40 protein-coding genes are annotated in these 25287 nt (G+C 42.0%); 37 read left to right on the top strand and 3 right to left on the bottom strand.

The window, feature by feature from the left end; genetic code table 11:
* Positions 1 to 5 precede the first annotated feature (5 nt).
* The 33 genes from rplD to GKO22_RS01750 all read left to right on the top strand — a co-directional run bounded on the left by rplD (position 6) and on the right by GKO22_RS01750 (position 19539).
* Positions 6 to 635, top strand: a complete 630-nt coding sequence (rplD, locus tag GKO22_RS01910) for a 50S ribosomal protein L4 (protein ID WP_166332416.1) — start codon at positions 6 to 8, stop codon at positions 633 to 635.
* 2 nt (positions 636 to 637) lie between these two features.
* The gene (gene rplW / locus GKO22_RS01905) at positions 638 to 928 is read left to right on the top strand and encodes a 50S ribosomal protein L23 (protein WP_166332415.1); all 291 of its coding nucleotides are present in this window, start codon (positions 638 to 640) and stop codon (positions 926 to 928) included.
* Between the two features lie 6 nt (positions 929 to 934).
* The gene (rplB, locus tag GKO22_RS01900) at positions 935 to 1762 is read left to right on the top strand and encodes a 50S ribosomal protein L2 (RefSeq protein WP_166332414.1); all 828 of its coding nucleotides are present in this window, start codon (positions 935 to 937) and stop codon (positions 1760 to 1762) included.
* A complete protein-coding gene (rpsS, locus tag GKO22_RS01895) occupies positions 1762 to 2028 on the top strand; it encodes a 30S ribosomal protein S19 (protein ID WP_002997495.1) in 267 nt (88 codons plus the stop codon). The genes rplB and rpsS overlap by 1 nt, the downstream gene beginning before the upstream one ends.
* Positions 2029 to 2034: 6 nt before the next feature.
* Positions 2035 to 2466 (top strand): 50S ribosomal protein L22, encoded by a 432-nt coding sequence (gene rplV / locus GKO22_RS01890; protein ID WP_116776329.1) that lies wholly within the window; start codon positions 2035 to 2037, stop codon positions 2464 to 2466.
* 13 nt (positions 2467 to 2479) lie between these two features.
* Positions 2480 to 3274 (top strand): 30S ribosomal protein S3, encoded by a 795-nt coding sequence (rpsC, locus tag GKO22_RS01885; protein WP_066754748.1) that lies wholly within the window; start codon positions 2480 to 2482, stop codon positions 3272 to 3274.
* Positions 3275 to 3337: 63 nt separating this feature from the next.
* A complete protein-coding gene (rplP, locus tag GKO22_RS01880) occupies positions 3338 to 3760 on the top strand; it encodes a 50S ribosomal protein L16 (protein WP_116776328.1) in 423 nt (140 codons plus the stop codon).
* A gap of 90 nt (positions 3761 to 3850) precedes the next feature.
* Positions 3851 to 4072, top strand: a complete 222-nt coding sequence (gene rpmC, locus GKO22_RS01875) for a 50S ribosomal protein L29 (protein ID WP_116776380.1) — start codon at positions 3851 to 3853, stop codon at positions 4070 to 4072.
* Between the two features lie 13 nt (positions 4073 to 4085).
* On the top strand, positions 4086 to 4340 hold the full coding sequence (gene rpsQ, locus GKO22_RS01870; RefSeq protein ID WP_066754754.1) for a 30S ribosomal protein S17: 255 nt from the start codon (positions 4086 to 4088) through the stop codon (positions 4338 to 4340).
* Positions 4340 to 4708 (top strand): 50S ribosomal protein L14, encoded by a 369-nt coding sequence (rplN, locus tag GKO22_RS01865; RefSeq protein WP_116776327.1) that lies wholly within the window; start codon positions 4340 to 4342, stop codon positions 4706 to 4708. The genes rpsQ and rplN overlap by 1 nt, the downstream gene beginning before the upstream one ends.
* Positions 4709 to 4710: 2 nt before the next feature.
* Entirely contained in the window at positions 4711 to 5055 is a 345-nt protein-coding gene (gene rplX / locus GKO22_RS01860) for a 50S ribosomal protein L24 (RefSeq protein WP_116776326.1), read from the top strand.
* Positions 5055 to 5624, top strand: coding sequence for a 50S ribosomal protein L5 (gene rplE, locus GKO22_RS01855; protein WP_116776325.1), 570 nt, complete (start codon positions 5055 to 5057; stop codon positions 5622 to 5624). Before rplX ends, rplE begins: the two co-directional genes overlap by 1 nt.
* Complete coding sequence (rpsN, locus tag GKO22_RS01850; protein WP_066754762.1) at positions 5617 to 5886, top strand: 30S ribosomal protein S14; 270 nt, start codon at positions 5617 to 5619, stop codon at positions 5884 to 5886. The genes rplE and rpsN overlap by 8 nt, the downstream gene beginning before the upstream one ends.
* Before the next feature lie 139 nt (positions 5887 to 6025).
* Complete coding sequence (gene rpsH, locus GKO22_RS01845) at positions 6026 to 6424, top strand: 30S ribosomal protein S8 (RefSeq protein ID WP_066754768.1); 399 nt, start codon at positions 6026 to 6028, stop codon at positions 6422 to 6424.
* 20 nt (positions 6425 to 6444) lie between these two features.
* Positions 6445 to 6999 (top strand): 50S ribosomal protein L6, encoded by a 555-nt coding sequence (rplF, locus tag GKO22_RS01840; RefSeq protein ID WP_166332413.1) that lies wholly within the window; start codon positions 6445 to 6447, stop codon positions 6997 to 6999.
* A 5-nt stretch (positions 7000 to 7004) separates the two neighbouring features.
* The gene (gene rplR, locus GKO22_RS01835) at positions 7005 to 7358 is read left to right on the top strand and encodes a 50S ribosomal protein L18 (RefSeq protein WP_066754773.1); all 354 of its coding nucleotides are present in this window, start codon (positions 7005 to 7007) and stop codon (positions 7356 to 7358) included.
* A gap of 12 nt (positions 7359 to 7370) precedes the next feature.
* Positions 7371 to 7889, top strand: coding sequence for a 30S ribosomal protein S5 (gene rpsE, locus GKO22_RS01830; RefSeq protein ID WP_066754775.1), 519 nt, complete (start codon positions 7371 to 7373; stop codon positions 7887 to 7889).
* Between the two features lie 4 nt (positions 7890 to 7893).
* A complete protein-coding gene (gene rpmD / locus GKO22_RS01825; protein WP_066754777.1) occupies positions 7894 to 8073 on the top strand; it encodes a 50S ribosomal protein L30 in 180 nt (59 codons plus the stop codon).
* 117 nt (positions 8074 to 8190) lie between these two features.
* A complete protein-coding gene (rplO, locus tag GKO22_RS01820) occupies positions 8191 to 8637 on the top strand; it encodes a 50S ribosomal protein L15 (protein WP_166332412.1) in 447 nt (148 codons plus the stop codon).
* A gap of 3 nt (positions 8638 to 8640) precedes the next feature.
* Complete coding sequence (gene secY / locus GKO22_RS01815; protein WP_066754781.1) at positions 8641 to 9984, top strand: preprotein translocase subunit SecY; 1344 nt, start codon at positions 8641 to 8643, stop codon at positions 9982 to 9984.
* A gap of 9 nt (positions 9985 to 9993) precedes the next feature.
* The gene (map, locus tag GKO22_RS01810) at positions 9994 to 10776 is read left to right on the top strand and encodes a type I methionyl aminopeptidase (RefSeq protein ID WP_166332411.1); all 783 of its coding nucleotides are present in this window, start codon (positions 9994 to 9996) and stop codon (positions 10774 to 10776) included.
* A 75-nt stretch (positions 10777 to 10851) separates the two neighbouring features.
* Positions 10852 to 11070, top strand: coding sequence for a translation initiation factor IF-1 (gene infA / locus GKO22_RS01805; RefSeq protein ID WP_002997456.1), 219 nt, complete (start codon positions 10852 to 10854; stop codon positions 11068 to 11070).
* 46 nt (positions 11071 to 11116) lie between these two features.
* On the top strand, positions 11117 to 11233 hold the full coding sequence (gene ykgO, locus GKO22_RS01800) for a type B 50S ribosomal protein L36 (RefSeq protein WP_082784980.1): 117 nt from the start codon (positions 11117 to 11119) through the stop codon (positions 11231 to 11233).
* A 26-nt stretch (positions 11234 to 11259) separates the two neighbouring features.
* Positions 11260 to 11637 (top strand): 30S ribosomal protein S13, encoded by a 378-nt coding sequence (gene rpsM, locus GKO22_RS01795; protein ID WP_116776322.1) that lies wholly within the window; start codon positions 11260 to 11262, stop codon positions 11635 to 11637.
* A 10-nt stretch (positions 11638 to 11647) separates the two neighbouring features.
* The gene (rpsK, locus tag GKO22_RS01790; RefSeq protein ID WP_116776321.1) at positions 11648 to 12037 is read left to right on the top strand and encodes a 30S ribosomal protein S11; all 390 of its coding nucleotides are present in this window, start codon (positions 11648 to 11650) and stop codon (positions 12035 to 12037) included.
* 67 nt (positions 12038 to 12104) lie between these two features.
* Complete coding sequence (rpsD, locus tag GKO22_RS01785) at positions 12105 to 12713, top strand: 30S ribosomal protein S4 (RefSeq protein WP_116776320.1); 609 nt, start codon at positions 12105 to 12107, stop codon at positions 12711 to 12713.
* Between the two features lie 86 nt (positions 12714 to 12799).
* The gene (locus tag GKO22_RS01780) at positions 12800 to 13792 is read left to right on the top strand and encodes a DNA-directed RNA polymerase subunit alpha (protein WP_066754787.1); all 993 of its coding nucleotides are present in this window, start codon (positions 12800 to 12802) and stop codon (positions 13790 to 13792) included.
* Between the two features lie 142 nt (positions 13793 to 13934).
* Positions 13935 to 14492 carry a 50S ribosomal protein L17 gene (gene rplQ, locus GKO22_RS01775; protein ID WP_166332410.1) on the top strand — a complete coding sequence of 186 codons (558 nt, stop codon included), beginning with the start codon at positions 13935 to 13937 and terminating at the stop codon, positions 14490 to 14492.
* Positions 14493 to 14658: 166 nt separating this feature from the next.
* A complete protein-coding gene (locus tag GKO22_RS01770; RefSeq protein ID WP_166332409.1) occupies positions 14659 to 15807 on the top strand; it encodes an aspartate aminotransferase family protein in 1149 nt (382 codons plus the stop codon).
* Between the two features lie 63 nt (positions 15808 to 15870).
* Positions 15871 to 16833 (top strand): Rossmann-fold NAD(P)-binding domain-containing protein, encoded by a 963-nt coding sequence (locus GKO22_RS01765; RefSeq protein ID WP_166332408.1) that lies wholly within the window; start codon positions 15871 to 15873, stop codon positions 16831 to 16833.
* A 14-nt stretch (positions 16834 to 16847) separates the two neighbouring features.
* Positions 16848 to 17645: an acetylglutamate kinase gene (gene argB, locus GKO22_RS01760; RefSeq protein ID WP_166332407.1), complete on the top strand. Its 798-nt coding sequence runs from the start codon at positions 16848 to 16850 to the stop codon at positions 17643 to 17645.
* 30 nt (positions 17646 to 17675) lie between these two features.
* Positions 17676 to 18476 (top strand): pyrroline-5-carboxylate reductase, encoded by an 801-nt coding sequence (gene proC, locus GKO22_RS01755; protein ID WP_166332406.1) that lies wholly within the window; start codon positions 17676 to 17678, stop codon positions 18474 to 18476.
* A complete protein-coding gene (locus GKO22_RS01750; protein WP_166332405.1) occupies positions 18469 to 19539 on the top strand; it encodes a M20 family metallo-hydrolase in 1071 nt (356 codons plus the stop codon). The genes proC and GKO22_RS01750 overlap by 8 nt, the downstream gene beginning before the upstream one ends.
* Here GKO22_RS01750 and GKO22_RS01745 read toward each other — a convergent pair.
* Positions 19534 to 20004, bottom strand: coding sequence for an Lrp/AsnC ligand binding domain-containing protein (locus GKO22_RS01745; RefSeq protein ID WP_116776313.1), 471 nt, complete (start codon positions 20002 to 20004; stop codon positions 19534 to 19536). The two genes, GKO22_RS01750 and GKO22_RS01745, sit on opposite strands and share 6 nt — an antisense overlap.
* Before the next feature lie 284 nt (positions 20005 to 20288).
* Here GKO22_RS01745 and GKO22_RS01740 point away from each other — a divergent pair, with 284 nt between their 5' ends.
* A complete protein-coding gene (locus GKO22_RS01740; protein ID WP_166332404.1) occupies positions 20289 to 21329 on the top strand; it encodes a hypothetical protein in 1041 nt (346 codons plus the stop codon).
* A 5-nt stretch (positions 21330 to 21334) separates the two neighbouring features.
* Here GKO22_RS01740 and ruvC read toward each other — a convergent pair whose 3' ends face one another.
* Positions 21335 to 21901 carry a crossover junction endodeoxyribonuclease RuvC gene (gene ruvC / locus GKO22_RS01735; protein WP_166332403.1) on the bottom strand — a complete coding sequence of 189 codons (567 nt, stop codon included), beginning with the start codon at positions 21899 to 21901 and terminating at the stop codon, positions 21335 to 21337.
* Between the two features lie 150 nt (positions 21902 to 22051).
* On the opposite strand from ruvC, the gene GKO22_RS01730 reads away from it, so the two are divergent.
* Together GKO22_RS01730 and GKO22_RS01725 are read left to right on the top strand one after the other, a co-directional pair.
* The gene (locus GKO22_RS01730) at positions 22052 to 23029 is read left to right on the top strand and encodes a lysylphosphatidylglycerol synthase transmembrane domain-containing protein (protein ID WP_206367777.1); all 978 of its coding nucleotides are present in this window, start codon (positions 22052 to 22054) and stop codon (positions 23027 to 23029) included.
* Positions 23016 to 24149: a glycosyltransferase family 2 protein gene (locus GKO22_RS01725; protein ID WP_166332402.1), complete on the top strand. Its 1134-nt coding sequence runs from the start codon at positions 23016 to 23018 to the stop codon at positions 24147 to 24149. Before GKO22_RS01730 ends, GKO22_RS01725 begins: the two co-directional genes overlap by 14 nt.
* Positions 24150 to 24151: 2 nt before the next feature.
* Here the strand turns inward: GKO22_RS01725 and GKO22_RS01720 are convergent, their stop codons facing one another.
* Positions 24152 to 24889, bottom strand: coding sequence for a lysophospholipid acyltransferase family protein (locus tag GKO22_RS01720; protein ID WP_166332401.1), 738 nt, complete (start codon positions 24887 to 24889; stop codon positions 24152 to 24154).
* Between the two features lie 120 nt (positions 24890 to 25009).
* On the opposite strand from GKO22_RS01720, the gene GKO22_RS01715 reads away from it, so the two are divergent.
* The gene (locus GKO22_RS01715; protein ID WP_166332400.1) at positions 25010 to 25282 is read left to right on the top strand and encodes a DUF2089 family protein; all 273 of its coding nucleotides are present in this window, start codon (positions 25010 to 25012) and stop codon (positions 25280 to 25282) included.
* Positions 25283 to 25287: the final 5 nt, after the last annotated feature.

The following is a 25287-nucleotide window of genomic DNA, read 5'->3' as shown; positions in this document are numbered from 1 at the left end:
GAGAGATGGAAATTAACGTATTTAATTTATCAGGAAAAGAAACAGGTGCCAAGGTGCAGCTTCCTGAGTCGGTATTCGGTGTTAAACCTAGCGACCATGCGATCTATTTGGATGTGAAACAGTACTTAGCGAACCAACGCCAGGGAACACACAAATCAAAACAACGTAATGAGATCGCTGGTTCTACGCGCAAATTACACAAGCAAAAAGGTACAGGTGGTGCTCGTGCGGGTTCTATCAAATCTCCTTTGTTCAATGGTGGTGGTCGTGTATTCGGTCCTCAACCACGTGACTATTCTTTCAAATTGAATAAAAAATTGAAACAATTAGCACGTAAATCAGCGTTGAGCTACAAAGCACAAGAGAATAATGTCGTGGTATTGGACGAAGTAAACTTCGATACTATCAAAACTAAAAACTACTTGGCTTTAGTAAACGCATTGAACATTGCTGATGACAAAACCTTATTGGTATTGCCAGCATACAATAACAATGTTTATTTATCAAGCAGAAACTTGAAGAAAGCAAAAGTAATCGTTGCTTCTGAGTTGAATACATATGATGTATTGAACGCAACGAAACTTGTGTTGACGACAGATTCTGTAAAAACTTTGGAGGAGGCATTCGCTAAGTAATTATGGAAATTATCAAAAAACCAGTCTTAACTGAGAAAGCTTCAATCTTTACGGAAAAACAAAACCGTTATGCTTTCAAAGTAGATCATAGAGCTAACAAAATCCAGATCAAAGAAGCTATCGAAGCGATGTTTGGTGTAACTGTTGTGGGCGTGAATACCATGGTCGTAGCAGGTAAAGCTAAAAGCCGTTTTACAAAAGCTGGAAATGTATCTGGAAGAGCTCCTAAGTACAAAAAAGCCGTCATCACTGTAAAGGATGGCGATACTATTGACTTTTACACTACACTATAATAAGAAATGGCAGTTAAAAGATTCAAACCGGTAACCCCTGGTACACGTTTCAGAGTTGGTGCAGACTACTCTGATGTGACTACTAACGTCCCTGAAAAGTCGTTAACAGTAGGAACGAACAAAAGATCAGGCGGTCGTAATCAATCCGGTAAAATGACTATGCGTTATATCGGTGGGGGACACAAAAAAGTGTACCGATTAATAGATTTCAAACGCGATAAAAAAGATATCCCTGCAAATGTTGCTACTATCGAGTACGATCCAAATCGTACAGCGCGTATTGCCTTGTTGCACTACGCAGATGGTGAGAAACGCTACATCCTTGCTCCAGCTGGTTTAACAGTAGGCATGACTGTAGTAGCAGGTGAGTCAGTAGCCCCAGAAATTGGAAATACATTGCCATTGGCAAAAATTCCTTTGGGTTCCATCATTCACAACATCGAGTTGAATCCAGGTCAAGGTGGTTCAATCGCTCGTTCTGCTGGTACATACGCGCAATTATCAGCGCGTGATGGCAAATATGCGATTATCAAATTGCCTTCTGGCGAGACTCGTATGATCCTTTCTACTTGTGTTGCTACAGTAGGTTCGGTTTCTAACGCCGAGCGTTCTAACGAAGTATTGGGTAAAGCAGGTCGTAAACGTTGGTTAGGTCGTCGTCCTCGCGTTCGTGGTGTAGCTATGAACCCTGTCGATCACCCTATGGGTGGTGGTGAAGGCCGTTCATCTGGAGGTCACCCACGCTCACGTACAGGTGTGTTAGCGAAAGGTTACAAAACACGCTACAAGAAGAAAACATCGAATCGTTACATCATTGAAAGAAGGAAAAAATAATGGCTCGTTCAATTAAAAAAGGTCCTTATATCGATCACAACTTAGAAAGAAAAGTTCTTTCTATGAATGAAACAAACAAAAAATCAGTTATCAAAACTTGGTCTCGTAGATCTATGATTTCACCTGATTTTGTGGGCCATACCTTCGCAGTGCACAACGGGAATAAATTTATCCCTGTCTATGTAACGGAAAATATGGTTGGTCACAAGCTTGGTGAATTTGCACCTACGCGTACATTCAGAGGCCACGCAGAAAAGAAAAAATAATAGGTAATGGAAGCAACAAAAAAACTCAAAAAATCTGTCTTAATTAGACAGCGCAAAGAGCAGGAAAAAGCTCAAGTAGGAGGAGCTTCTACTGCCAAATTGTTGAACTGCCCTACCTCTCCGCGCAAAATGCGTTTGGTAGTGGATCTGATCCGTGGTGAAAAAGTAGAAAACGCTCTTTACATCTTGAAACATACAGGTAAAGAAGCTGCTATTCGTGTTGAAAAACTATTATTGTCGGCTATCAAAAACTGGGAAACTAGTAATGAAGGCGCTACAGTAGAAGATAGCACTTTGTATGTAAAAGAAGTATCTGTAGGTGGTGGCCGTCAATTGAAAAGATTGCGCCCAGCTCCACAAGGTCGTGGCTATAGAATTCGCAAACGTTCGAATCACGTGACTTTGGTAGTAGATAGTTTAAAAAACGTTAACAACTAATTTATATACAAGAATGGGACAAAAAGCAAATCCAATAGGTAGCAGATTAGGAATCATCAAAGGATGGGATTCTAATTGGTTCGGAGGCAACAACTATTCCGATAAATTAGTTGAAGACGAAAAAATCAGAAAATATCTTTCTGTACGTATCGCTAAAGGTGGCGTAGCGAAAGTGGTTATCGAAAGAACACTTAAACGCATCACTGTTACGATCCATACAGCACGTCCAGGTATCGTTATCGGTAAAGGTGGTCAGGAAGTGGATAAGATCAAAGAAGAGTTGAAAAAACTGACTAAAAAGGATGTTCAAATCAACATTTTCGAGATCAAACGCCCAGAGCTTGACGCTAAGTTGGTAGCAGAAGGTGTCGCTAAACAATTGGAAGCAAGGATTTCTTTCCGTCGCGCCATGAAGACAACTATTGCAGCTACGATGCGTATGGGTGCCGAAGGTATCAAGATTATGTGTTCTGGTCGTTTAGGTGGTGCTGAGATGGCACGTACCGAGCAGTACAAAGAAGGAAGAACTCCTCTACACACGCTACGTGCAGATATTGATTATGCATTAGCTGAAGCCTTGACTACTTATGGTAAGATCGGTGTAAAAGTGTGGATCTGTAAAGGCGAAGTGTATGGTAAACGTGATCTTTCTCCGAACATCGGACAAGGCGCTAACACCAAAACACGCGGCGGCAACGAAGGTGCTGGCGATCGTCGTGACAATCGTGGTGGTGCTCGTGGCGGACGTCGTGATGGCGGACGTGGTGGCAACAACAACCGCGGTGGCGCAGGTGCTAAAAGAGGATAATTAATAATTTGATTTAGATTAAAGTAAGTGTCTGCGTGATGCAGACTTAAACAGAATACGAACATGTTACAGCCAAAAAGAACGAAGTTCAGAAAGATGCAGAAAGGCCGCATGAAAGGCAACGCTACTCGTGGAGCAGAGTTGGCTTTCGGATCTTTCGGTATCAAATCATTGGAACCAGCATGGATCACCAGTCGTCAGATCGAGGCAGCGCGTATCGCGGTTACTCGTTTCATGAAACGTGAGGGTCAAGTATGGATCCGCATTTTCCCTGACAAGCCTGTTACCAAAAAACCTGCAGAGGTACGTATGGGTAAAGGTAAGGGTGCTCCTGAGTATTGGGTGGCAGTTGTACGCCCAGGCCGGATGTTATTCGAAGCAGAAGGTGTATCTTTGGAAATTGCCAAAGAAGCATTGCGCCTAGCTGCTCAGAAATTACCGGTTCAAACCAAGTTTGTGATACGTAGAGATTACGTAGAAGCATAATAATCATCGGTAATGTCAACGATTAGGGCTTGTGGCCGTTACCCACAAGCCACTCTATAAATCAGCGATAACCCGGTAAAATTAGACATGATGAAAAATTCAGAAATCGTAGAATTATCAAAGGAGGATCTTGCAGCTCAACTTAAAGAAGAGAAGGCAGCCCTTAACAAATTGAAATTTGCACATGCTGTTTCAGCTGTTGAAAACCCTAACGTGATCAAAGCAGCTCGCAAAAATATTGCGCGTCTCTCTACAGAGATCTCTAAGCGTAAAAACGAAGCGAAAGCACAGGAAACAGCCTCTGAGGCATAAATTAAAAGTCGAAATGGAAAGAAATTTAAGAAAAACAAGAATCGGCTTAGTAGTTAGCAACAAGATGGACAAGTCTATCGTAGTAACGGTTGAACGTAAAGTGAAACACCCGATCTACGGTAAGTTCGTTAAAAAAACTACTAAATTTAAAGCTCATGACGAAACAAATACCTGCGGTATCGGCGACACGGTATTAATTATGGAAACTCGTCCGCTGAGTAAAACAAAGAACTGGAGATTGGTTGAAATTTTAGAAAGAGCTAAGTAATGTTACAACAGGAATCAAGATTAAATGTAGCCGACAATTCTGGAGCTAAAGAAGTTTTAGTAATCCGTGTGTTAGGCGGTACGCGCAAGCGTTATGCATCTATCGGTGATAAGATTGTTGTTACCGTAAAAAGCGCGATGCCTTCTGGAAACGTAAAGAAGGGGTCAGTATCTAAAGCTGTAGTAGTACGTACGAAAAAAGAAATCCGTCGTAAAGATGGTTCTTACATTCGTTTCGATGACAATGCTGCAGTATTGTTAAACAACAACGATGAGCCACGCGGCACACGTATCTTTGGCCCAGTTGCTAGAGAGTTACGTGAGAAGCAGTTCATGAAGATTGTATCACTAGCACCGGAGGTTTTATAATTATGGCACAAAAGAAAAAAACAACTAGTCACAAAATCAAACTTAAAAAAGGAGATTTAGTGAAAGTTATCGCTGGTAACTCTAAAGGTGTACAAGGTAAAGTATTGCAAATCTTAGTAGATGCAGACAGAGCCGTGGTAGAAGGCGCTAACATCGTAAAAAAACACACTAAACCAAGTGCAGCAAACCCTAACGGTGGTATCATCGAGAAGGAAGCTGCCATCAATATCTCTAACTTGACTTTGATCGATCCTAAAACAGGAGAGCCTACTCGCGTAGGACGTCGAGTTAATGAAGATGGTAAAATTGTTCGTTACGCAAAAAAATCAGGGGAGGAAATTAAATAATGACTTACGCACCAAGATTAAAAGCGAAATATGCGGATGAAATTCGTAATTCGCTGAAAGAAAAATTTCAGTACAAAAGCGTGATGCAAGTTCCTAAACTGCAGAAGATTGTTGTATCTCAAGGTGTAGGCGCTGCGACAGCAGACAAGAAATTAATCGACAATGCAGTAGCAGAGTTGACAATGATTACTGGTCAGCAAGCAGTATCTACTAAATCTAAGAAAGATATCTCCAACTTCAAATTGCGTAAGGGTATGCCTGTTGGTGCTCGCGTAACATTACGTGACAACACCATGTATGAATTCCTTGATCGTTTGATCTCTGTATCATTGCCACGTATCCGTGACTTCCGCGGTATCAATGATAAAGGTTTTGACGGTCGCGGTAACTACAACTTAGGTGTTACTGAGCAGATCATCTTCCCGGAGATCAACATTGATAAAATCAACAAGATCCAAGGTATGGATATCACTTTCGTGACTTCTGCTAACAATGACATTGAAGCATTGGAGTTATTGAAACAATTCGGTTTACCATTCAAAAATCAAAATACCAACAACAATGGCTAGAGAAGGTGTAAAAGCACGCGAAATTAAGCGTCAGAAATTAGTTGCAAAGTATGCAGACAAACGCGCAGAATTAAAAGCTGCCGGTGATTATGCTGCTTTGGACAAATTGCCTAAGAATGCTTCTCCAGTACGTTTGCACAATCGTTGTAAATTGACTGGTCGTCCTAGAGGATATATGCGTCAATTTGGTATCTCTCGTGTAACTTTCCGTGAGATGGCTCTTGATGGCAAGATCCCGGGAGTGAGAAAAGCCTCTTGGTAATTTAAAAAAAATCTTTACTTTTGCCCCGATAAGCTTATTATTAGCTTATCAGGGCATTTGCTTTGCAATTTTATGTACCGATAACAGGTCCGCAGCTAAGGTTAGCCCGTGGAAACCGTTGTCACAATTTTATTATATAATGAATACAGATCCAATAGCGGATTACCTTACACGAGTAAGGAATGCCATCAAGGCCAACCACAGGGTTGTTGAAATTCCTGCATCGAACCTTAAAAAAGAAATTACTAAAGTTCTTTTTGATAAAGGTTACATTGCTAATTACAAATTCGTAGAGGAAGGTCCTCAAGGCGCGATCAAAGTAGCTTTGAAGTACCACCCAGTTAGCAAAATCTCGGCTATTCGCACCTTGACACGTGTGAGTAAACCTGGTTTAAGAAAGTATGCAAGTGTTGAAAACATGCCTCGCGTGTTGAACGGTTTGGGTATCGCCATCTTGTCCACTTCTAAAGGAGTGATGACAGATAAAGAAGCTCGCGTTCAGAACGTTGGTGGTGAGGTTTTATGTTACGTTTATTAATCTAGGAAAAACACGAAGAAATGTCAAGAATTGGAAAAGCGCCTATCGCCATCCCTGCGGGTGTGACGGTAACTGTATCAGATAAGAATCTGGTAACAGTAAAAGGGCCAAAAGGAGAATTACTACAGCAGGTAGATAGCGACATTACTATTAGTCAAGAAGATGGTAATATCGTCGTAACTCGTCCTACTGAACAAAAAAGACACAAAGCTTTGCACGGTCTATATCGCGCATTGATCAACAACATGGTTGTTGGTGTTACAGAAGGGTACAAAACTACGCAAGAATTGGTAGGTGTGGGTTACCGTGCCGCTGCCAATGGTAATACACTAGAGTTAACTTTAGGTTTCTCGCACCAGATCGTTTTCGTACTGCCAAAAGAGATCACCGTGACGACTACTGCCGATAAAGGTAAGAACCCAACAATCACGTTGGAATCTACTGACAAGCAATTGATCGGTCAAGTAGCGGCTAAGATCCGTAGCCTACGCAAACCAGAGCCATACAAAGGTAAAGGTATCAAGTTTGCTGGCGAAGTGTTAAGAAGAAAAGCAGGTAAATCAGCTAAAAAATAATAACGATGGCAGGAAGTAAATTATCTCGCAGAGCGAGAATCAAAAAAGGAATTAGAAAACACCTGACCGGAACAACTGCACGTCCACGTTTGACCGTATTCAGAAGTAATAAAGCAATCTACGCACAAGTAATCGACGATACTACTGGTAAAACATTGGCGTCTGCTTCTAGCATTTCGAAAGAATTTGCGGCAACAGGCAACAAAGTAGATCAGTCTAAAGCCGTAGGTACTATGGTTGCTGAGAAAGCAAAAGCTGCAGGTGTAGAAAAAGTAGTGTTTGACCGTAATGGGTATTTGTACCATGGCCGTATCAAGTCATTGGCTGAAGGTGCTCGCGAAGGCGGTTTAGACTTTTAATCAAACGAAGAGATGTCAACAAGCAATATTAAAAGAGTAAAATCAAGCGAGATGGAATTGAAAGATCGCTTAGTAAGCATTCAGCGTGTAGCGAAAGTAACTAAAGGTGGTCGTACCTTCAGTTTCTCTGCTATCGTTGTTGTAGGTGACGAAAATGGTATCGTAGGTTTTGGCCTAGGAAAAGCTAAAGAAGTTACTGAAGCGATCACTAAAGGAATCGATGACGCGAAAAAGAACTTAGTAAAAGTTCCTATCATTCATGGTACAGTGCCTCACGAGCAGTTAGGCAAATACTCAGGTGGATCTGTTTTGATCAAGCCTGCAGTAAGTGGTACTGGTGTACTTGCCGGCGGTGCGATGCGTGCCGTATTGGAGAGTGCTGGTATTACAGACGTATTAGCAAAATCATTAGGTTCATCTAACCCACACAACGTAGTTAAAGCAACTATCGAAGCTTTGGGTAGCATGAGAGATGCCTATACAGTAGCGCAACAACGCGGAATCGATTTGAATAAAGTATTTAACGGTTAATATCATGGCAAAAATTAAAATCACCCAGATAAAGAGCGTTATCGACAGAAGCGAGCGCCAAAAGAAAACAATCGAAGCTTTGGGATTGCGTAAAATCAATCACGCAGTGGAAGTTGAAGCCACACCAGCAATCATTGGTATGGTAAGAAAGGTCAACCACTTGGTAAAAGTAGAGACCGTCTAAGTAAAGACAATCTATGGAAAGGACACTCACTGTTCTTTCCATTTATAGTTTATTATCTAGTATTTATCGTTATGGCCTGTTTAGTGAGAGCGAAGGCATAACACAACATTAACAAAAATGAATTTAAGTAATTTAAGACCGGCTGAAGGATCAACTAAAAACAGAAAACGTATTGGTCGTGGTCAAGGTTCTGGACGTGGTGGTACTTCCACTCGTGGTCACAAAGGTGCTGGTTCTCGTTCTGGTCACAAAACGAAAATCGGTTTCGAAGGTGGTCAGATGCCTTTGCAACGTCGTGTACCTAAAGTTGGTTTCAAAAACATCAACCGTGTAGAATACGTAGGTGTAAACCTAGATGTATTGCAAGAATTAGTTACTAAGCACAACCTTACTACGGTAGATTTCGAAACTTTAAGAACTCATGGTCTTGCATCTAAAAATGATTTAGTAAAAGTACTAGGTCGTGGCGAATTAAGCGCTAAAGTAGATGTACAAGCTCATGCCTTCTCAGCAACAGCTCAGAAAGCAATTGAAGCAGCTGGAGGTTCTATCGTTAAAATTTAATTCATGAATAAACTAATCACAACATTAACCAATATATGGAAGATCGAAGAGCTTCGTAAACGTATCTTGTATACGTTCTTGTTGCTTTTTATCTACCGTGTAGGATGTCACGTTGTTTTGCCTGGAGTAAATCCGGCTCAATTGATGATTGGAAGTGGTAGAGACGGGACAGACATACTTGATATCATCAACATGTTTGCTGGGGGAGCATTCTCGAGTGCGGCTATCTTCGCCTTAGGTGTAATGCCGTATATCTCCGCATCCATTGTTGTGCAGCTTTTGGGAATAGCAGTGCCTTCTTTTCAGAAAATGCAGAAAGAAGGCGAATCCGGTCGTAAGAAATTGACCCAAATCACGCGTTACCTAACGGTGGCAATTACCGTGGTACAGGCGATTGCTTACGTCAGAACGCAAATTACGCCTGATGCCAAATTGATTGCTGATCCGATGTTTACTATTCTGGCAGCGATTGTTTTGACAGCGGGTACGTTATTTGTCATGTGGTTAGGTGAACGAATTACAGATAAAGGAATAGGAAACGGTATTTCCTTGATCATTATGTCGGGTATTATCGCACAACTTCCTGCTGGTATTTCAGCAGAAACGGTTTCCCGTATGGGTGGCCAAGGTGGTCCGATTGCCTTATTGGTCGAGTTTGTCGCGTTATTGTTCGTGGTTATCTTTACCATCTTGGTTGTACAAGGTGTGCGTAAGATCCCGGTTCAGTATGCCAAGAAAATCGTTGGAAACAAGCAAGTGGGTGGTGTAAGACAATACATCCCGTTGAAAGTAAATGCAGCGGGTGTCATGCCAATCATCTTCGCACAAGCGATCATGTTTTTACCAATGTCCTTGATTCAGTTCTTTCCAGATATTCAATCCGAATTCCTTCGGTCATTGAGTAACTATACGTCATTCACGTACAACATGGTGTTTGCCATCCTGATCATTGCATTTACATTCTTTTATACAGCCATCATGGTGAATCCGCAGCAAATGTCGGAAGATATGAAGAAGAATGGTGGTTTTATCCCAGGTATCAAGCCAGGACACGACACCAATCTATTCATTGACAATGTGATTTCACATATCACATTCCCGGGGGCTGTGTTTGTCGCAATCATCGCAATCTTGCCAGCCATCGCGGCGCTATTTGGCGTCAACAATCAGTTTGCACACTTCTTCGGAGGTACGTCATTACTGATCTTGGTGGGTGTAGTATTAGATACGTTGCAACAGATTGAAAGTCATTTATTGATGCGTCACTACGACGGTTTGATGAAAACTGGTCGCGTGAAAGGCCGTTCGGCTGCCGCAGTAGAAGGTGTAGATCAATCGGCATTATAAATTCAATAGATGTCGAAGATCTTTCTGAAATCAGACGAAGAAATTGAGCAAGTGCGAGAGTCCGCTAAGGTACTCTCGCATTTATTAGCTGAAATCGCAGGTCGTGTCGAACCCGGCATTACCACATTATCTCTGGATAAGTTTGCTTTTGAATTCATTAAAGACCATGGTGGTACACCAGCGTTTTTAAATTATCAAGGCTTTCCCTATTCTTTATGTATATCCGTCAATGATCAAATCGTGCATGGCTTTCCGAGCGAGTACGTATTGAAAGAAGGCGATATCGTATCGGTAGATGGTGGCGTTAACTTGAATGGATTCATTAGTGATTCGGCGTATACTTTTGCTGTGGGTACTATTTCGGCAGAGGCGCAGCAGTTACTTGATGTAACTAAAGCGGCTTTGGTAAAAGGAGTAGAACAAGCCCTAGCAGGTAAGCGTGTTGGAGATATATCCTCGGCAGTACAAGATCACGTTGTTCCTTATAATTACGGTATCGTGCGTGAATTAGTCGGACATGGCGTCGGCTTTGAATTGCACGAAAAACCAGAAGTGCCTAACTATGGTAAACGTGGATCGGGTACTAAATTGGAAGAAGGCGTGGTGATCTGTATCGAGCCGATGATTAATGCGGGAAAAGCTGGAATCAAATTCTGGGAAGATGGATGGACGGTCAGCACAATCGACGGAAAGTTATCTGCTCACTTTGAGCAAATGGTAGCGATCCGAAAAGGACGTCCGGATGTACTTTTGGACTTTCAGGAGATTGAAGCGGTTTTGAGTAAAAAGTAATTGGTTTTCAATTATTTTGTTTATCTTTGCACTCCTGTTTGTGCAGGCTATTAACACGTAAATTACAAGGGATATATGGCTAAGCAAGCCTCAATAGAACAAGACGGAATTATTCGGGAAGCACTTTCCAACGCTATGTTTCGTGTAGAATTGGAGAATGGGCATGAGATTATCGCCCATATTTCGGGTAAAATGCGGATGCATTATATCAAGATTTTACCAGGCGATAAAGTGAAGTTGGAAATGTCCCCATATGATTTAACCAAAGGCAGAATTACCTACCGTTACAAATAGGGGGTAATTTCCATTTGGTTTACAGCTTTTAAAAATATTATTAGACATGAAAGTTAGAGCATCAATTAAAAAACGCAGTGCGGACTGTAAAGTTATCCGCCGCAAAGGAAAACTATTTGTAATCAACAAAAAGAACCCTAAGTTCAAGCAACGCCAAGGGTAGTATTAACATAATCGCTAAAGTATTATATGGCAAGGATTTCAGGTATAGATTTACCTAAAAACAAAAGAGGAGTTATCGGCCTTACGTACATTTTCGGGATTGGTCGTTCGACGTCTGAATATATCTTAGATAAAGCAGGCATCAGTCACGATGTGAAAGTCCAAGAATGGGATGATGAGCAATTGACAGCTATTCGTACGATCATCAACGAAGAGATCAAAGTAGAAGGTGCATTGCGTTCTGAGGTTCAGTTGAACATCAAACGTCTGATGGACATCGGTTGTTACCGTGGTCTTCGTCACCGTAAACACTTACCACTTCGTGGTCAGCGTACTAAAAACAACTCTCGTACCCGTAAAGGTAAACGTAAGACTGTTGCAAACAAGAAAAAAGCTACTAAATAAGAATTAAGAAATGGCTAAAACTAAAAAAGTTACTAAAAAGCGTATTGTTATTGTGGAGCCAGTGGGTCAAGCCCATATCAGCGCTACTTTTAATAACATTATCGTAACTTTAACAAACAACCAGGGACAAACTATCTCTTGGTCGTCTGCCGGTAAAATGGGTTTCAGAGGTTCTAAAAAGAACACACCTTACGCGGCATCACAAGCAGCTCAAGATTGCGGTAAAGTCGCACACGATTTGGGATTGCGTAAAGTAGAGGTTTTCGTGAAAGGTCCTGGATCAGGTCGCGAGTCTGCTATCCGCACACTACAAACGATTGGTATCGATGTTACATTGATTAAAGATGTGACTCCACTTCCACACAACGGTTGTCGTCCTCCAAAACGTAGAAGAGTTTAATTAATAGAATTGTTTAAGATAAGATTCATCAGCTATAGGCTGATTGATACTTCAAACAGATAAGAAAATGGCAAGATATACAGGACCTAAGTCCAAGATTGCACGTAAATTCAGAGAGCCTATTTTTGGCCCAGATAAAGCGTTAGATAAAAAGAATTATCCTCCTGGTCAGCACGGACCATCTAAAAGAAGAGGAAAACAATCTGAATACGCTATTCAGTTGTTAGAAAAACAAAAAGCGAAATACACGTACGGAGTTTTAGAGCGTCAGTTCTCTAACCTTTTCGTGAAAGCTTCTTCAAAACAAGGGGTTACTGGTGAGAACTTCTTGAAATTGCTAGAAGCGCGTTTAGACAACGTAGTATACCGTTTGGGCATTGCGCCAACGCGTTCATCTGCTCGTCAATTCGTATCCCACAAGCACATTACTGTTAATGGCGAAGTCGTTAACATTCCATCATACAGTTTACGTCCAGGTGATGTAGTAGCTGTTCGTGAGCGTTCAAAATCAGTTGAAGCAATCACGGATTCAGTAGCTAGTCACAAAATCAACAAATTCAGTTGGTTAGAGTGGAACGCAAACGATTTACAAGGTACATTCGTATCTTACCCAGAGAGATCTGATATTCCAGAGAATATCAAAGAGAACTTAATCGTAGAGTTGTACTCTAAATAAGAAATGATAGCATTAGGATAGTGGTATTCACTATCCTAATGCTATTGTATAAGTATATAATTTGTAACAAAATTAAAAGCAGATAAATGGCAATTTTAGCATTTCAAAGACCGGATAAGGTAATCATGCAGAAATCGACTGATTTTGATGGTACTTTTGAGTTTCGTCCACTTGAACCAGGTTTTGGTGTAACTATTGGTAATGCTTTGCGCCGTATTTTATTGTCCTCATTAGAAGGATATGCAATTACGTCAATAAGATTTTCAGGCGTTTCGCACGAATTTTCGACTATCAAAGGCGTTGTTGAAGACGTTACCGATATCATCTTAAACTTGAAACAAGTACGTTTCAAGAAAACAGGAGATCAAGGTGATTCAGAGAAGATATTTATCGTGCTGAACGGTCAAGATCAGTTCAAAGCAGGTGATATTTCTAAGTTTTCTAACAACTTCGAGGTATTGAACCCTGATTTTGTGGTTTGCAACATGGATCCAGCCGTGACTATCGAAGTAGAACTTTCTGTTTCTAAAGGTCGTGGTTATGTCAATGCAGAAGAAAACAAAGTAACTGATGGTCCAGTAGGTGTCATCGCTATTGATTCTATCTACACGCCGATCAAAAATGTGAAATATACCATTGAGAACTATCGTGTAGAACAAAAGACCGATTACGAGAAATTGTTATTGGACATCTCTACTGATGGATCTATTCATCCAGAAGATGCATTGAAAGAAGCTGCTCGTATCTTGATTCAGCACTTCATGTTGTTCTCTGATGAAAACATGTTATTAGAGTCACAAACTAAAGAAGAAACTAAAGTAGTTGACGAGGAAATCTTGCACATGCGTAAGATCTTGAAAACTGAATTAGTAGATCTAGATCTTTCTGTTCGTGCTCTTAACTGTTTGAAAGCAGCAGACATTCGCACTTTAGCTGAATTAGTTACTTACGATGTAGCAGATATGTTGAAATTCCGCAACTTCGGTAAGAAATCATTGAGCGAGATCCAGGAGCTGGTAAAAGCGAAAGGTCTTTCTTTCGGTATGAATTTGTCTAAGTACAAATTGGAAGAAGATTAATAAAAATTATAATAATAAGCGACCTGTTGCGTAATTCCTCGCTTGAAGTAAGTAATTCAGAAATGATAAGTTAGCATTAGTTCTCACTTCGTATTTCAGACTTCTTACTTTCCCGAACGGTACGCACAAAAACAAAACAAAAATGAGACACGGAAAAAAAGTAAACCACTTAGGCCGCACTGACAGTCACCGTAAAGCTATGCTTGCGAATATGGCGACTTCATTGATCAAGCACAAACGCATTATCACTACATTGGCGAAAGCGAAAGCATTACGTCAGTATGTAGAGCCATTAATTACTAAATCTAAAAACGATACGACTCACTCTCGTCGTACAGTATTTGCTTATCTTAAAGATAAAGATGCTGTTACTTTGCTTTTCCGCGAGGTTTCTGAGAAAGTAGCAAATCGTCCAGGTGGTTATACGCGTATCATCAAAATGGAAAACCGTTTAGGTGACAACGCAGAGATGGCATTCATCGAACTAGTAGATTACAACGAAGTATACGGTAAAACGGTACAAGCTGAGAAGAAAACTACTCGTCGTCGTGGTGGTGCGAAGAAGAAAGCAACTGCTGAAGCAGCTCCTGTTGAAGAAGCAGTAGCAGCGGAAGAAGTAGCAGTAGAGGAAGTAGAAGCTACACCAGCTGTAGAAGAAACTCCAGCTACGGAAGAATCTTCAGAAGAAAAGAAAGACTAATTAGTCATTAGTTTCTAACTAACAGAAAGCCTGTTGTGCATTTGCACAACAGGCTTTTTTTATGCTGTTGGATAATTACTATTTTCCATCCTTTTTCAATTCTCCTTAGCTATATTTGCTAGTACAGATGTTTACAAGTTCGTAGAGCTGGCAAATTACTATTTCGATGAAACTATTTGACGTTTACCCCATTAACCCGATTAGCATTACAAAGGCAATGGGATCATCCGTTTGGGATGATAATGGTACGCAGTACCTAGATCTATACGGCGGTCACGCTGTGATCTCGATTGGACATACGCACCCGCATTATGTGGATATGCTCAAACGACAACTAGATCGCATTGGGTTTTATTCTAATTCTGTCGAAATGCCATTGCAGAAAGAATTGGCAGAAAAGTTAGGACGTGTATCGGGCAAAGAAGATTTTGAACTATTTCTCTGTAACTCAGGTGCAGAAGCCAATGAGAATGCGTTGAAATTAGCATCATTCCACACCGGACGAAAGAAAGTAGTTTCTTTTTCTAAAGCATTTCATGGTCGTACTTCGTTAGCAGTTGCTGCTACGGATAATCCTGCTATTGTCGCTCCGGTAAACGAAACAGACAATATTATTTTTAGTGCCTTTAACGATGAGCAAGCCTTGGAGCAAGTTTTTGCTACGCAAGGCCATGAAATTGCTGCAGTCATCATCGAAGGCATACAAGGCGTTGGTGGTATTCGTGAAGCCTCTGTCTCATTTTTACAGGCGATCAGACGTCTTTGCGATCAGTATGGAGCGATCTACATTGCCGATTCGGTACAATGTGGCTATGGCCGTACAGGATTGTTCTATTCGCATGATTACGCTGGCGTAGAAGCCGATATTTATACGATGGCCAAAGGTATGGGAAATGGATTCCCAGTCGGTGCGATATCCGTCTCTCCTAAATTCAAAGCATCTTATGGTATGCTAGGTACTACCTTTGGTGGTAATCACTTAGCATGTGCAGCCGCTATCGCTGTATTGGATGTGATGGAGCAAGATGACCTGATGAGCAATGCGGCAAAGGTGGGAGATTATCTAATCGAGAAATTGCGCGCCTTTGATCAAGTCTTGGAAGTACGCGGACGTGGTCTGATGATTGGTATAGAATTTCCTGCTGAGTTGGGATCTGTGAAAAAAGATCTATTGATGAAGAATAAAATCTTCACCGGTGAGGCGAAGCCAAATGTGATTCGGTTATTACCAGCTTTGAATCTTAGTATGGAACATGCCGATCAGTTCTTGGCCGCATTTGCGGAGCAGTTGCAGGCACAACAGGTTACGGCATAATTTAAGTAGAAACATGTGGGCTCTTGTTAGAGCAATACCATATCATAATTTGAAATAAGAAGCATGCAGAAATTTTTCTCAGCGGCAGACATCGACAACTTGTCTGAAGCTGTACAAGAAGCATTGACATTAAAAGCCAACCCAAGAGCGCACGCCGAATTGGGTAAGCATAAAACTTTGGGCCTCGTATTCTTAAACCCCAGCCTGCGTACCCGTTTGAGTACACAAAAGGCAGCTATTCAGCTTGGGATGGATGTGATGGTAATGAATATGGACAAAGATGGCTGGGCGCTTGAAACACAAGATGGCGTAGTCATGAATGGCACCACCGTAGAGCATATTCGCGAAGCGGCAGCCGTGATGGGCGAATACTGTGATATCTTGGGTTTACGCTCTTTTCCATCCTTAAAGGATAAAGAAGCCGATTATACGGAAGATTTGTTTAACAAGTTTATTAAATTTTGCGGTGTTCCCGTCGTGTCGTTAGAAAGTGCGACGCGCCATCCATTACAAAGTTTGACGGATCTTATCACGATCACCGAACATAAGACGGTCGACAAACCAAAAGTGGTACTCGCTTGGGCACCGCACGTCAAAGCTTTGCCGCAGGCAGTCCCTAACTCTTTCAGCGAGTGGATGGGAAAAGCGCAACAACAAGGTTTGGTCGATTTTGTGATCGCACATCCAAAAGGTTATGAGTTATCCGAAGAGTTTACAGCAGGGGTAAATATTACTCATGATTTGAATGAAGCATTAGCAGGAGCTGATTTTGTGTATGTCAAAAACTGGTCTTCATTTCAAGATTATGGCAAAGTATATCCGGTAGAAGAGGACTGGTTGATTACCAACAAAACGTTGGAGCAGACCAATGCAGCAAAAGTAATGCACTGTTTGCCCGTACGTCGCGATCTAGAATTATCTGCCGAAGTATTGGATGGGCCACATTCTTTAGTCATTCAGGAGGCCAGCAACCGAGTCTGGGCAGCACAGTTGGTGCTGAAACGTATGTTGGAAAACCTTAAATAGTACCTCAAGTAAACATGTCAAATCATTCGGATTTAAGTATCATAAAGATCGGTGGCAATATCATCGATGATCCAGCGAGGCTGGATGCGTTTCTCGAAAAATTTGCTGCGCTGCCAGGCAAAAAAATCTTGGTACACGGCGGCGGTAAAATTGCGACGCGCTTGGCTTCAGATTTGGGTTTAGAAGCACAAATGGTGGATGGCCGACGCATTACCGATGCAGAAATGCTAAAAGTAGTAACCATGGTATACGCTGGTCTCACTAATAAATCAATCGTCGCGTACTTGCAAAAATATTCTTGCGACGCCGTTGGTTTAAGTGGTGCAGATGGTAATGCCATCAAAGCAGTAAAGCGACCGGTCGGTGAGATTGATTATGGATTTGCGGGTGATATTTTAGCAGATTCTGTCAATGAGCATGCCATCAAGCGTTTTCTAGAATCAGGCTTTACGCCCGTATTTTCGGCGATAACGCACAATGGTTCTGGGCAGTTGCTCAATACCAATGCCGATACGATCGCTTCTGCATTAGCGGTAGGATTAGCATCTTCCTACAATGTATCCTTATTATACTGTTTTGAGAAAGACGGCGTACTACGGGACGTGAATGATGATAGCTCGGTGATTGAAGTCATTAGAAGCGGCGAGTTTGAGTCGCTGAAAGCGAATCAGGTGGTACATGCAGGCATGATTCCAAAATTGCAAAATGCTTTTGACGCTATTGCAAAAGGCGTCATCGATGTATTTATCGGTAATGCCGACAATCTACATCATTATCAACAACAAAAATTCGGTACACGGCTATCCGCATAGCCGGCTATACTATTTAACACTTGGAGCATCATGGCTAGAATTACTATCATCGGAAGCGGCAACATTGGCTTTTCTCTAGCCAAAGGGATTGCGCAGGCAGGCATCTATACACCTGCAGATATTACGTTGACCAGACGCTCCGTGCAGTCTCTCACGCAGGAATCTGCTGCAGGTTTTTCTGTTAGTGCTGATAATGCCGCGGCCGTGCTAGGAGCGGAGATTGTGGTGCTTGCAATTTTGCCACAGCAAGCAAAGTTGGTGATGGAAGAGATTCGCGCCGAGTTGAAACCGGAGCAGATCATCGTTTCAGTTATTTCAGGCGTTTCATGTGCCGATATGCGCGCTGTTTTAGGCGATCATGCTATCATTGTCCGCGCGATGCCCAATACTGCCATTGCTATCGGGCAGTCGATGACGTGTATTACGACCGATCGCGCTACAAACGAGGAAGTGTCCGTAGTTGAAAAGCTCTTCAATACGGTAGGTTCTGTAGTCGTTATCCAAGAGGAATTGATGACTGCGGCGACGGCATTATGCGCCTGCGGAATTGCTTTTTTCTTACGGAGTATTCGTGCGGCATCGCAGGGTGGCGTCGAAATAGGTTTTCACGCGCATGATGCTTTAAAGATGGCGGTTCAAACGGCCAAAGGGGCGGCAGATTTGTTATTGCAAATGCAATCGCACCCAGAAAGCGAAATTGATAAGGTGACCTCTCCAAAAGGGTGCACCATTGCCGGACTCAATGAGATGGAACACCATGGTTTCAGCTCTGCATTTATCAAAGGAATCAAATTATCTGCACAAAAAGCAGGAGGATTATACAATGAGTAAATACACGGTTGAGCAGTTGCAACAAGATAGCCTTGCCTTGTTACAACAGCTTATTCAGACACCTTCTTTGAGTAGGGAAGAAGATGAGACCGCTCAATTGATTCAAAATTTCCTGACGCGAAAAGGCATCGTTTCTGAACGTGTGGCACATAACGTAATTGCATACAATCGATTTTTTGATGAGTCAAAGCCCACTATTTTACTTAACTCTCACCACGATACGGTTAAGCCAAATCCGGGCTATACTCGCGATCCTTTTCAAGCCGAAATCGCGGATGGTAAATTGTATGGCTTAGGATCCAATGATGCAGGCGGTTGTTTGGTCGCTTTGATAGCTGCTTTCTGCTATTATTATGAGAAAACAGATCTAGCCTATAATTTATGTCTTATTGCTTCAGCTGAAGAAGAAGTTTCGGGTAAGCATGGGATTGAGCTGGCTTACGCATCTATCAAACCTTGTGCGTTTGCGATTGTCGGCGAACCGACGCTATTGGATTTGGCGGTAGCCGAAAAAGGATTGATGGTACTAGATTGTGTGGCACCGGGCGAATCTGGTCATGCAGCACGCGAAGAAGGCGTGAACGCCATTTATCAAGCAATCGAAGATATCAACTGGTTTCGCTTGTATCAATTTCCCAAAGAATCCGCGTATTTAGGTCCGATCAAAATGTCGGTCACGATGGTGAATGCAGGTTCGCAACACAATGTAGTACCGGCAGAATGTTCTTATGTGGTCGATGTACGTACAACAGATGTGTATAGCAATACCGACGTGTTAGAAATCATCCGTACACAGGTGAAATCGGAGGTGACGCCACGTTCTACACGATTAAACTCATCTACCATACCGATGGATCATCCTATTGTAAAAGCGGGCATAAAGCTGGGCAAAAAAACATATGGGAGCCCAACGATGAGCGACCAAGCCTTACTTCCAATTCCTTCACTGAAAGTCGGTCCTGGGCACTCCGCACGCTCCCATTCCGCGGATGAATTTATCTATGTAGCTGAGGTAAACGACGGAGTCGAATTCTACATCCAGCTACTTCAAGAGATTTTATAAGGTAATCTGTCTTTTGATACTTTCTTCTAGTGAGATGATCGTCTCTGTGCGCTGTATGCCTTTTAGCGCTTGGATATCTTCGTTCAATACCTTTCTAAGATGTGCCGTATCACGACAAACAATTTTGGCAAATGCGCTATATTGTCCCGTACAATAATGAAGCTCCACAACTTCTTTAATTTCTTTCAGCTGATCCACCGCATCAGAGTATTGCGAGCCCTTTTCTAAATAAATACCTAGAAACGCAGTGATATCATACCCGACTTTCTGAGGGTTTATCATCAAGTGCGAGCCGCGGATAATGCCTAATTCTTCCATTTTTTTCATCCGAACGTGGATCGTTCCGCCTGATACGATCAGCTTTTTAGCTATTTCCGTATACGGTATAGATGCATTCTCCATTAGAATTGACAAGATTTGAACATCCAAATTATCTAAATCATAATTCGCATATTTCTTTTCCATATAGAATTCAATTAAGTCAGTAGATTAAACTTTTTCAAAAATAATAAGATTTAGCGGTATTATTATGTTTTGTTTGTAATATTGAGGCGTGTTTTTTATGATATTATCAGACTTGTAGCCTATGCATGACTCAGTTAGAATGACTAAATTTATACAGTTGAAATAGTTACATGCAGCGGTTCGTAGCGCCAAACGATCTTCTACTGTGTCTAATAAGTAACTGATTTTCTACTTGCTAACAGCATAAGGGCATATTACAGCACTCAAACTCAAGTACAAGACAAATGCAAGATGACGTAACCATTTCCAGAAAGAAGCCACGTTTTCCGGTACATGCTGGATTAGCCAAGTATCTTAAGTTTTATCAGCGCGATGCACGCTTACCAGTAAGCTATAACGATCTGTTAGAATTTGATGAATCGGTGCCTGTGTACGATAAACATGGAGAAGATACGTATTGGGAATCACCACTCTATCCGCAGCATACATTGGAGCTGTTGCATGCCAAGCTGAAGGTCGTGTATGCAAGTCTGAAGGCATCTGGCAATACCAAGATTGTAGAACATAAGATTGTTGACAGAATTGAATATTGTGCCTTTGGTAATACCAAACCTTTTAGGGTACGGATTATTAATCGATTGAATGATGTGTATGATTATTTCTACATCAAGCAAGCAGATGCGTCGCGCATACTAGGATTAGAGTTGGAAGAAATCGTGTCGCCCAATCAGGTGAATTACATTTATGATCGTGATACTTTGGTCGAGGAGCATATTGTAGGCATCCCGGGAGATGTATTTTCGAAAACCAGTATGCATCGCGAAGATTTTAACCAAACTCGGATTGCCAAAGAGTTTGTGAAATTTAATGAGCGCTGTATCATATCGTTGCTAGGAGATATGCGCGCCTATAATTTTGTCATGCAGATTACACCTGATTTCGACGACTATCAATTCCGGATTAGAGCAATAGACTTCGATCAGCAATTCTACGAAGGTAATCCCAAGGTGTACATGCCACAATTCTTCAAGGAAAACTTTCCCTATGTCAAGCTTTCGATGGAGTACCTGACAGAGCGAACCGTATTACAATACCAGCAAGAAGAGCATTCGTCCATCGTGCATCGCGTTCGTAGCGAACGCCACCGGATTAAGGATTTGCGAGATGCCTCGCGCATGCAGCCTGTATCTACGCCAGAAAATATTCAACAGCTCAAATCAGGCTATGCCGAATTCTATAAAAACAGCGCGTACGAACGGTGCAAGACGATGATCGATATTGTGGAGCTGAATGTGAAAAATGTGATCCGACAGGTAAGATTATAGATTTTTTATTTTATCCGAGATTTATTGTCTTTTACAAAAGATTCCCAGCCAGAATAGCTCGTGCTTTTACCTGCTGAACCAACCTTTTGAAAGGAATGACAAACTGCCACCGCCAAACCATCCGTCGCATCAAGAAATTCAGGACTTTCTTCGAATTTCAAAAGGCTTTTTAGCATGGCAGCAACTTGTTCTTTCGTGGCGCTCCCGTTGCCAGTGACTGATTGTTTTATTTTACGGGGCGCATACTCGAAGATCGGAAGATCGTAGTTCAGTCCTGCCGCCATGGCCACACCTTGCGCACGCCCTAGTTTTAGCATAACCTGCACATTTTTCCCGTAGAAAGGTGCTTCCAAAGCCATACAATCTGGTTTGTATTGCTCAATTAGCGAAGTGGTTTTTTTGAAGATGCGCTGCAATTTAAGTGCGTGATCGTCCAGATGTCCCATCTTGATAACGCCCATGCTCACTAGCGTAATTTTGCTGCCAACCTCCTTCACGACGCCATAACCCAATACAACCGTGCCCGGATCGATCCCCAGTATAATTCGCTCTTTCGCCTTCTCCCTTTGCATGAAGCAATATTACAAAAATATATCCACAGTCGTGATAGTGACTCAGGCCTCCAATGCCTACGAGAAATGCTGAAAATCACTAGCAAATTACCGATCTGTTTGCCCCACTATGTCTTAAAAAATTCTTAACATTGTGCTTTCAAAATTGTCTTGAACAAAGTACAGAAGTCATATCTTAATATTTCCATCAAAGTGCTCATCGTGGCGCTGACATCGTGGTTTGTATACAGCAAAATCACGCATCAGCAAAACCTGAAGCAATTCAACGCATTAATCAGCGAATTTGATGGGTCGTCCATCTGGCTAATTTTGGCTGTGGTGGTCATGATGATGTTTGCCAATTGGTTTCTTGAAGTCGTAAAATGGCGTCATTTGAGCAAGAAGATCGAGCGCCTCGGCTGGTGGACTGCCATTCGATCGGTTTTTTGCGGACTGACCTGGGCAATTTTCACACCCAATCGCATTGGTGAATATGGTGGGCGTGTGCTTTTGCTGCAGCCCGAAAATCGTGCTTCAGGTGCAGTTGCGATGGGCGTAGGCCTATTTGCACAACTTGTGCTGACCAGTGTGTTCGGCGCATTGAGTATTGCTTGGTTCGTGCAGACATTTCTTCCAACACCTATTTTTGTAAAGATGGCCGTTTGGATGATAGCGATTATTTATGCCAGCGCTTTCCTGATTCTCTATTTCAATGTGCATTGGGTAGATACACTAGTGGGCAAAGTAAAGTTTCTCGCTAAGGTCAAACCTTTCTTTAGCATTTTAGAAGACTTCACATCGAAAGAATTGTGTCATGTGTTGTTGATTTCCTTTGCGCGCTTTGCTATCTTCACATCTCAATATATGGTGCTCATGCTTTTCTTCCTGCCTGAGCTACCCATGTTATCGATGGTATTAATGATTTTTATTTTGTTTTTTGTACAGGCTGCAGTGCCTTCGCTGGATCTATTTGATTTCAGTGTGCGTAGCTTCGTAGCTAGTAATTTATATGCTTATATCACCACGCAAGAGATTGCCGTGATGGCTATTGTGTCTTTTGTATGGTTTGTCAACCTAATCTTGCCCGCTATTATAGGTACTTTCTTTGTGTTTCAAGTTAATTATGTCGGTGGCAATGGAAAGTCTTAACAGTTGCTTATTGGTTGCGACGCTGGTCTATGTAGGACTGGTGCTATACATGCGTTTTGGTTGGTATCGTACGGGCTTAAAGATCGCTCGAACGAGAGAAACCAATTGGAACAAAGTGTCGGTCTTGATTGCTGCTCGTAATGAGGAAGACAATATTGGTCGTACATTGGATTGTTTAGTTGCGCAATCGTATCCGAAAGATTTGTTGGAGGTAATTGTGATAGATGATCATTCCACCGATCGTACGGCGGAAATTGTCAGGAACTACCAACATCAAGGAGTGCGGTTACTCCAATTGGATGAAGGCGATAAGCTTAACTCGTATAAGAAGTTGGCGATTGCCAAAGCTATTGATATGTCTTCCGGTGATATCATCATGACTACCGATGCCGATTGTCGGATGGGAGCTGATTGGGTGAAAACCGTGGTCGATTACATGGATCGTGGTAACTTTGAAATGGTGTCATCTCCGGTGGCTTATCACGAGGAGAAGTCACTGTTTGAGCGATTACAAACATTGGAGTTTCTTTATCTGATCGGATTAGGAGCTTCTGGAATTGGCAATGGCGTACCGACAACCTGTAATGGCGCGAATTTAGCGTATCGCAAAGAAACCTTCTATCGCGTAGGCGGCTTCAAAGGAATTGATGATTTGGCCTCCGGGGATGATGAATTATTGCTGCACAAAGTTTCGGAAGAGGCAGCTCATCATATTGGCTTTTGTCGATCGGAAGAAGCGATCGTCTACACCGAGGCCAAACCAACATTGGCCTCCTTCATCAGTCAACGTAAACGTTGGGCATCAAAGAGTACCAAATATAAAGATAAACGTATTGTGGCGCTTGGTGTTATTATTTGGCTGTTCAACATGGCGCTATTATGGGGTACGGTGCATTTCTTTTATATGCTACCTGTGTTTGATTGGGTTTTTGCCCTCAGCGTCGGGCTGAAAGTAGCCGTTGAATTTATATTCCTGCTACCAATTACCCAATTTGTGCGTCGTCCGGAGTTATTGCGCTATCTACCTTTCTTGTCTTTTGCGCATGCCTTGTACCTCGTGTACATTGGCGTAGCTGGTAATATAGGTAAATACGACTGGAAAGGTCGAACGGTAAAATAGGACTATGCTTCTACCTTGGCGCGAATCACATTCTCCGCGGCCAATACGATTTCATCCAACAACAAATCTCCTTTTTCTATAGGAGCCAATACTTCCCAAGACATCGGCGTAAATGGTCTTAGTGGAAACATACCCCATTGCACCATTTTGTATGAGCCTTTTATCGCGATAGGAACCACGAGCGCATCGGGATTTTTCTTTAATAAGGTCGCAATGCCGCCGACAGAAAAGGCCTTCATCTGACCTGTTTTTGTGCGAGTGCCTTCTGGGAAAATGAATGCAGACCATTTTCGATTATGCATATGCTGTGCTAGCTTCAAGATTTCGGCAATAGATTGCTTAGGATCTTTACGGTCAATGTTGGCTGCACCACCATGTTTGAGATTAAATGAAATGCTCGGAATGCCCGCGTTAGCCAGCTCTAGCTTAGAGATAAACTTTCCATGAAAGCGACGTAGAAAGAAGATAAGCGGTGGTATATCGTACATACTTTGGTGGTTCGCAACAAATACGATTGGGCGGCCCACAGGAATTTCCGGATTGTCGATAAAACGAACACGGTTAAATAGTAAATAGTTGCAGGATACCAAGCCGGCGTTCAACATGTCTACACTCCATTTGTGTGCGCGATAACCACCTAATTTCAAACAAAGCCATTGAATAGGATGAAAGATCACGATCAGCACCCCAAAAGCGGTGTAGAAGAGCGGTGATAGCAAATAACCGATAATTTTTCTCATAATTTAAACTACGTGCAAAGATACAAAATGTCCGATAGCTAATTTTCATCAGTTCAATTCATAATGTTAATTTTGTTTTTAATATTATTTATATTACATTTAATAAAGTTAATATTTGACATGAAGCTACCCACTATTTGTCCCAGTTGCGATGCGGATCTGCGCGTCGCCAAGTTGGAATGCCTTGCTTGCGGAACAGCGGTGAGTGGCACGTATGATTTGCCTCCGCTGATGTTGTTGGATCGGGAAGAACAGGAGTTTGTGATTCGTTTTTTGGAAAACTCTGGCAGCTTGAAAGAAATGGCCAATCAGATGGGCAAAAGTTACCCGACCGTCCGAAACAAACTAGACGACCTTATCACAAAGCTAAAGAGTAATAAAACGAGTAAATAATGTAA

This window comes from Sphingobacterium chungjuense, assembly GCF_011316935.1.
Lineage (GTDB): Bacteria > Bacteroidota > Bacteroidia > Sphingobacteriales > Sphingobacteriaceae > Sphingobacterium > Sphingobacterium chungjuense.
Note: the sequence above shows the minus strand (reverse complement) of the source record. Positions and strands in the feature narration are given on the sequence as shown.

Coding starts and splice junctions, on each gene's coding strand:
- rplD (WP_166332416.1), top strand. CDS start 6: ATGGAAATTAACGTATTTAATTTATCAGGAAAAGAAACAGGTGCCAAG.
- rplW (WP_166332415.1), top strand. CDS start 638: ATGGAAATTATCAAAAAACCAGTCTTAACTGAGAAAGCTTCAATCTTT.
- rplB (WP_166332414.1), top strand. CDS start 935: ATGGCAGTTAAAAGATTCAAACCGGTAACCCCTGGTACACGTTTCAGA.
- rpsS (WP_002997495.1), top strand. CDS start 1,762: ATGGCTCGTTCAATTAAAAAAGGTCCTTATATCGATCACAACTTAGAA.
- rplV (WP_116776329.1), top strand. CDS start 2,035: ATGGAAGCAACAAAAAAACTCAAAAAATCTGTCTTAATTAGACAGCGC.
- rpsC (WP_066754748.1), top strand. CDS start 2,480: ATGGGACAAAAAGCAAATCCAATAGGTAGCAGATTAGGAATCATCAAA.
- rplP (WP_116776328.1), top strand. CDS start 3,338: ATGTTACAGCCAAAAAGAACGAAGTTCAGAAAGATGCAGAAAGGCCGC.
- rpmC (WP_116776380.1), top strand. CDS start 3,851: ATGAAAAATTCAGAAATCGTAGAATTATCAAAGGAGGATCTTGCAGCT.
- rpsQ (WP_066754754.1), top strand. CDS start 4,086: ATGGAAAGAAATTTAAGAAAAACAAGAATCGGCTTAGTAGTTAGCAAC.
- rplN (WP_116776327.1), top strand. CDS start 4,340: ATGTTACAACAGGAATCAAGATTAAATGTAGCCGACAATTCTGGAGCT.
- rplX (WP_116776326.1), top strand. CDS start 4,711: ATGGCACAAAAGAAAAAAACAACTAGTCACAAAATCAAACTTAAAAAA.
- rplE (WP_116776325.1), top strand. CDS start 5,055: ATGACTTACGCACCAAGATTAAAAGCGAAATATGCGGATGAAATTCGT.
- rpsN (WP_066754762.1), top strand. CDS start 5,617: ATGGCTAGAGAAGGTGTAAAAGCACGCGAAATTAAGCGTCAGAAATTA.
- rpsH (WP_066754768.1), top strand. CDS start 6,026: ATGAATACAGATCCAATAGCGGATTACCTTACACGAGTAAGGAATGCC.
- rplF (WP_166332413.1), top strand. CDS start 6,445: ATGTCAAGAATTGGAAAAGCGCCTATCGCCATCCCTGCGGGTGTGACG.
- rplR (WP_066754773.1), top strand. CDS start 7,005: ATGGCAGGAAGTAAATTATCTCGCAGAGCGAGAATCAAAAAAGGAATT.
- rpsE (WP_066754775.1), top strand. CDS start 7,371: ATGTCAACAAGCAATATTAAAAGAGTAAAATCAAGCGAGATGGAATTG.
- rpmD (WP_066754777.1), top strand. CDS start 7,894: ATGGCAAAAATTAAAATCACCCAGATAAAGAGCGTTATCGACAGAAGC.
- rplO (WP_166332412.1), top strand. CDS start 8,191: ATGAATTTAAGTAATTTAAGACCGGCTGAAGGATCAACTAAAAACAGA.
- secY (WP_066754781.1), top strand. CDS start 8,641: ATGAATAAACTAATCACAACATTAACCAATATATGGAAGATCGAAGAG.
- map (WP_166332411.1), top strand. CDS start 9,994: ATGTCGAAGATCTTTCTGAAATCAGACGAAGAAATTGAGCAAGTGCGA.
- infA (WP_002997456.1), top strand. CDS start 10,852: ATGGCTAAGCAAGCCTCAATAGAACAAGACGGAATTATTCGGGAAGCA.
- ykgO (WP_082784980.1), top strand. CDS start 11,117: ATGAAAGTTAGAGCATCAATTAAAAAACGCAGTGCGGACTGTAAAGTT.
- rpsM (WP_116776322.1), top strand. CDS start 11,260: ATGGCAAGGATTTCAGGTATAGATTTACCTAAAAACAAAAGAGGAGTT.
- rpsK (WP_116776321.1), top strand. CDS start 11,648: ATGGCTAAAACTAAAAAAGTTACTAAAAAGCGTATTGTTATTGTGGAG.
- rpsD (WP_116776320.1), top strand. CDS start 12,105: ATGGCAAGATATACAGGACCTAAGTCCAAGATTGCACGTAAATTCAGA.
- GKO22_RS01780 (WP_066754787.1), top strand. CDS start 12,800: ATGGCAATTTTAGCATTTCAAAGACCGGATAAGGTAATCATGCAGAAA.
- rplQ (WP_166332410.1), top strand. CDS start 13,935: ATGAGACACGGAAAAAAAGTAAACCACTTAGGCCGCACTGACAGTCAC.
- GKO22_RS01770 (WP_166332409.1), top strand. CDS start 14,659: ATGAAACTATTTGACGTTTACCCCATTAACCCGATTAGCATTACAAAG.
- GKO22_RS01765 (WP_166332408.1), top strand. CDS start 15,871: ATGCAGAAATTTTTCTCAGCGGCAGACATCGACAACTTGTCTGAAGCT.
- argB (WP_166332407.1), top strand. CDS start 16,848: ATGTCAAATCATTCGGATTTAAGTATCATAAAGATCGGTGGCAATATC.
- proC (WP_166332406.1), top strand. CDS start 17,676: ATGGCTAGAATTACTATCATCGGAAGCGGCAACATTGGCTTTTCTCTA.
- GKO22_RS01750 (WP_166332405.1), top strand. CDS start 18,469: ATGAGTAAATACACGGTTGAGCAGTTGCAACAAGATAGCCTTGCCTTG.
- GKO22_RS01745 (WP_116776313.1), bottom strand. CDS start 20,004: ATGGAAAAGAAATATGCGAATTATGATTTAGATAATTTGGATGTTCAA.
- GKO22_RS01740 (WP_166332404.1), top strand. CDS start 20,289: ATGCAAGATGACGTAACCATTTCCAGAAAGAAGCCACGTTTTCCGGTA.
- ruvC (WP_166332403.1), bottom strand. CDS start 21,901: ATGCAAAGGGAGAAGGCGAAAGAGCGAATTATACTGGGGATCGATCCG.
- GKO22_RS01725 (WP_166332402.1), top strand. CDS start 23,016: ATGGAAAGTCTTAACAGTTGCTTATTGGTTGCGACGCTGGTCTATGTA.
- GKO22_RS01720 (WP_166332401.1), bottom strand. CDS start 24,889: ATGAGAAAAATTATCGGTTATTTGCTATCACCGCTCTTCTACACCGCT.
- GKO22_RS01715 (WP_166332400.1), top strand. CDS start 25,010: ATGAAGCTACCCACTATTTGTCCCAGTTGCGATGCGGATCTGCGCGTC.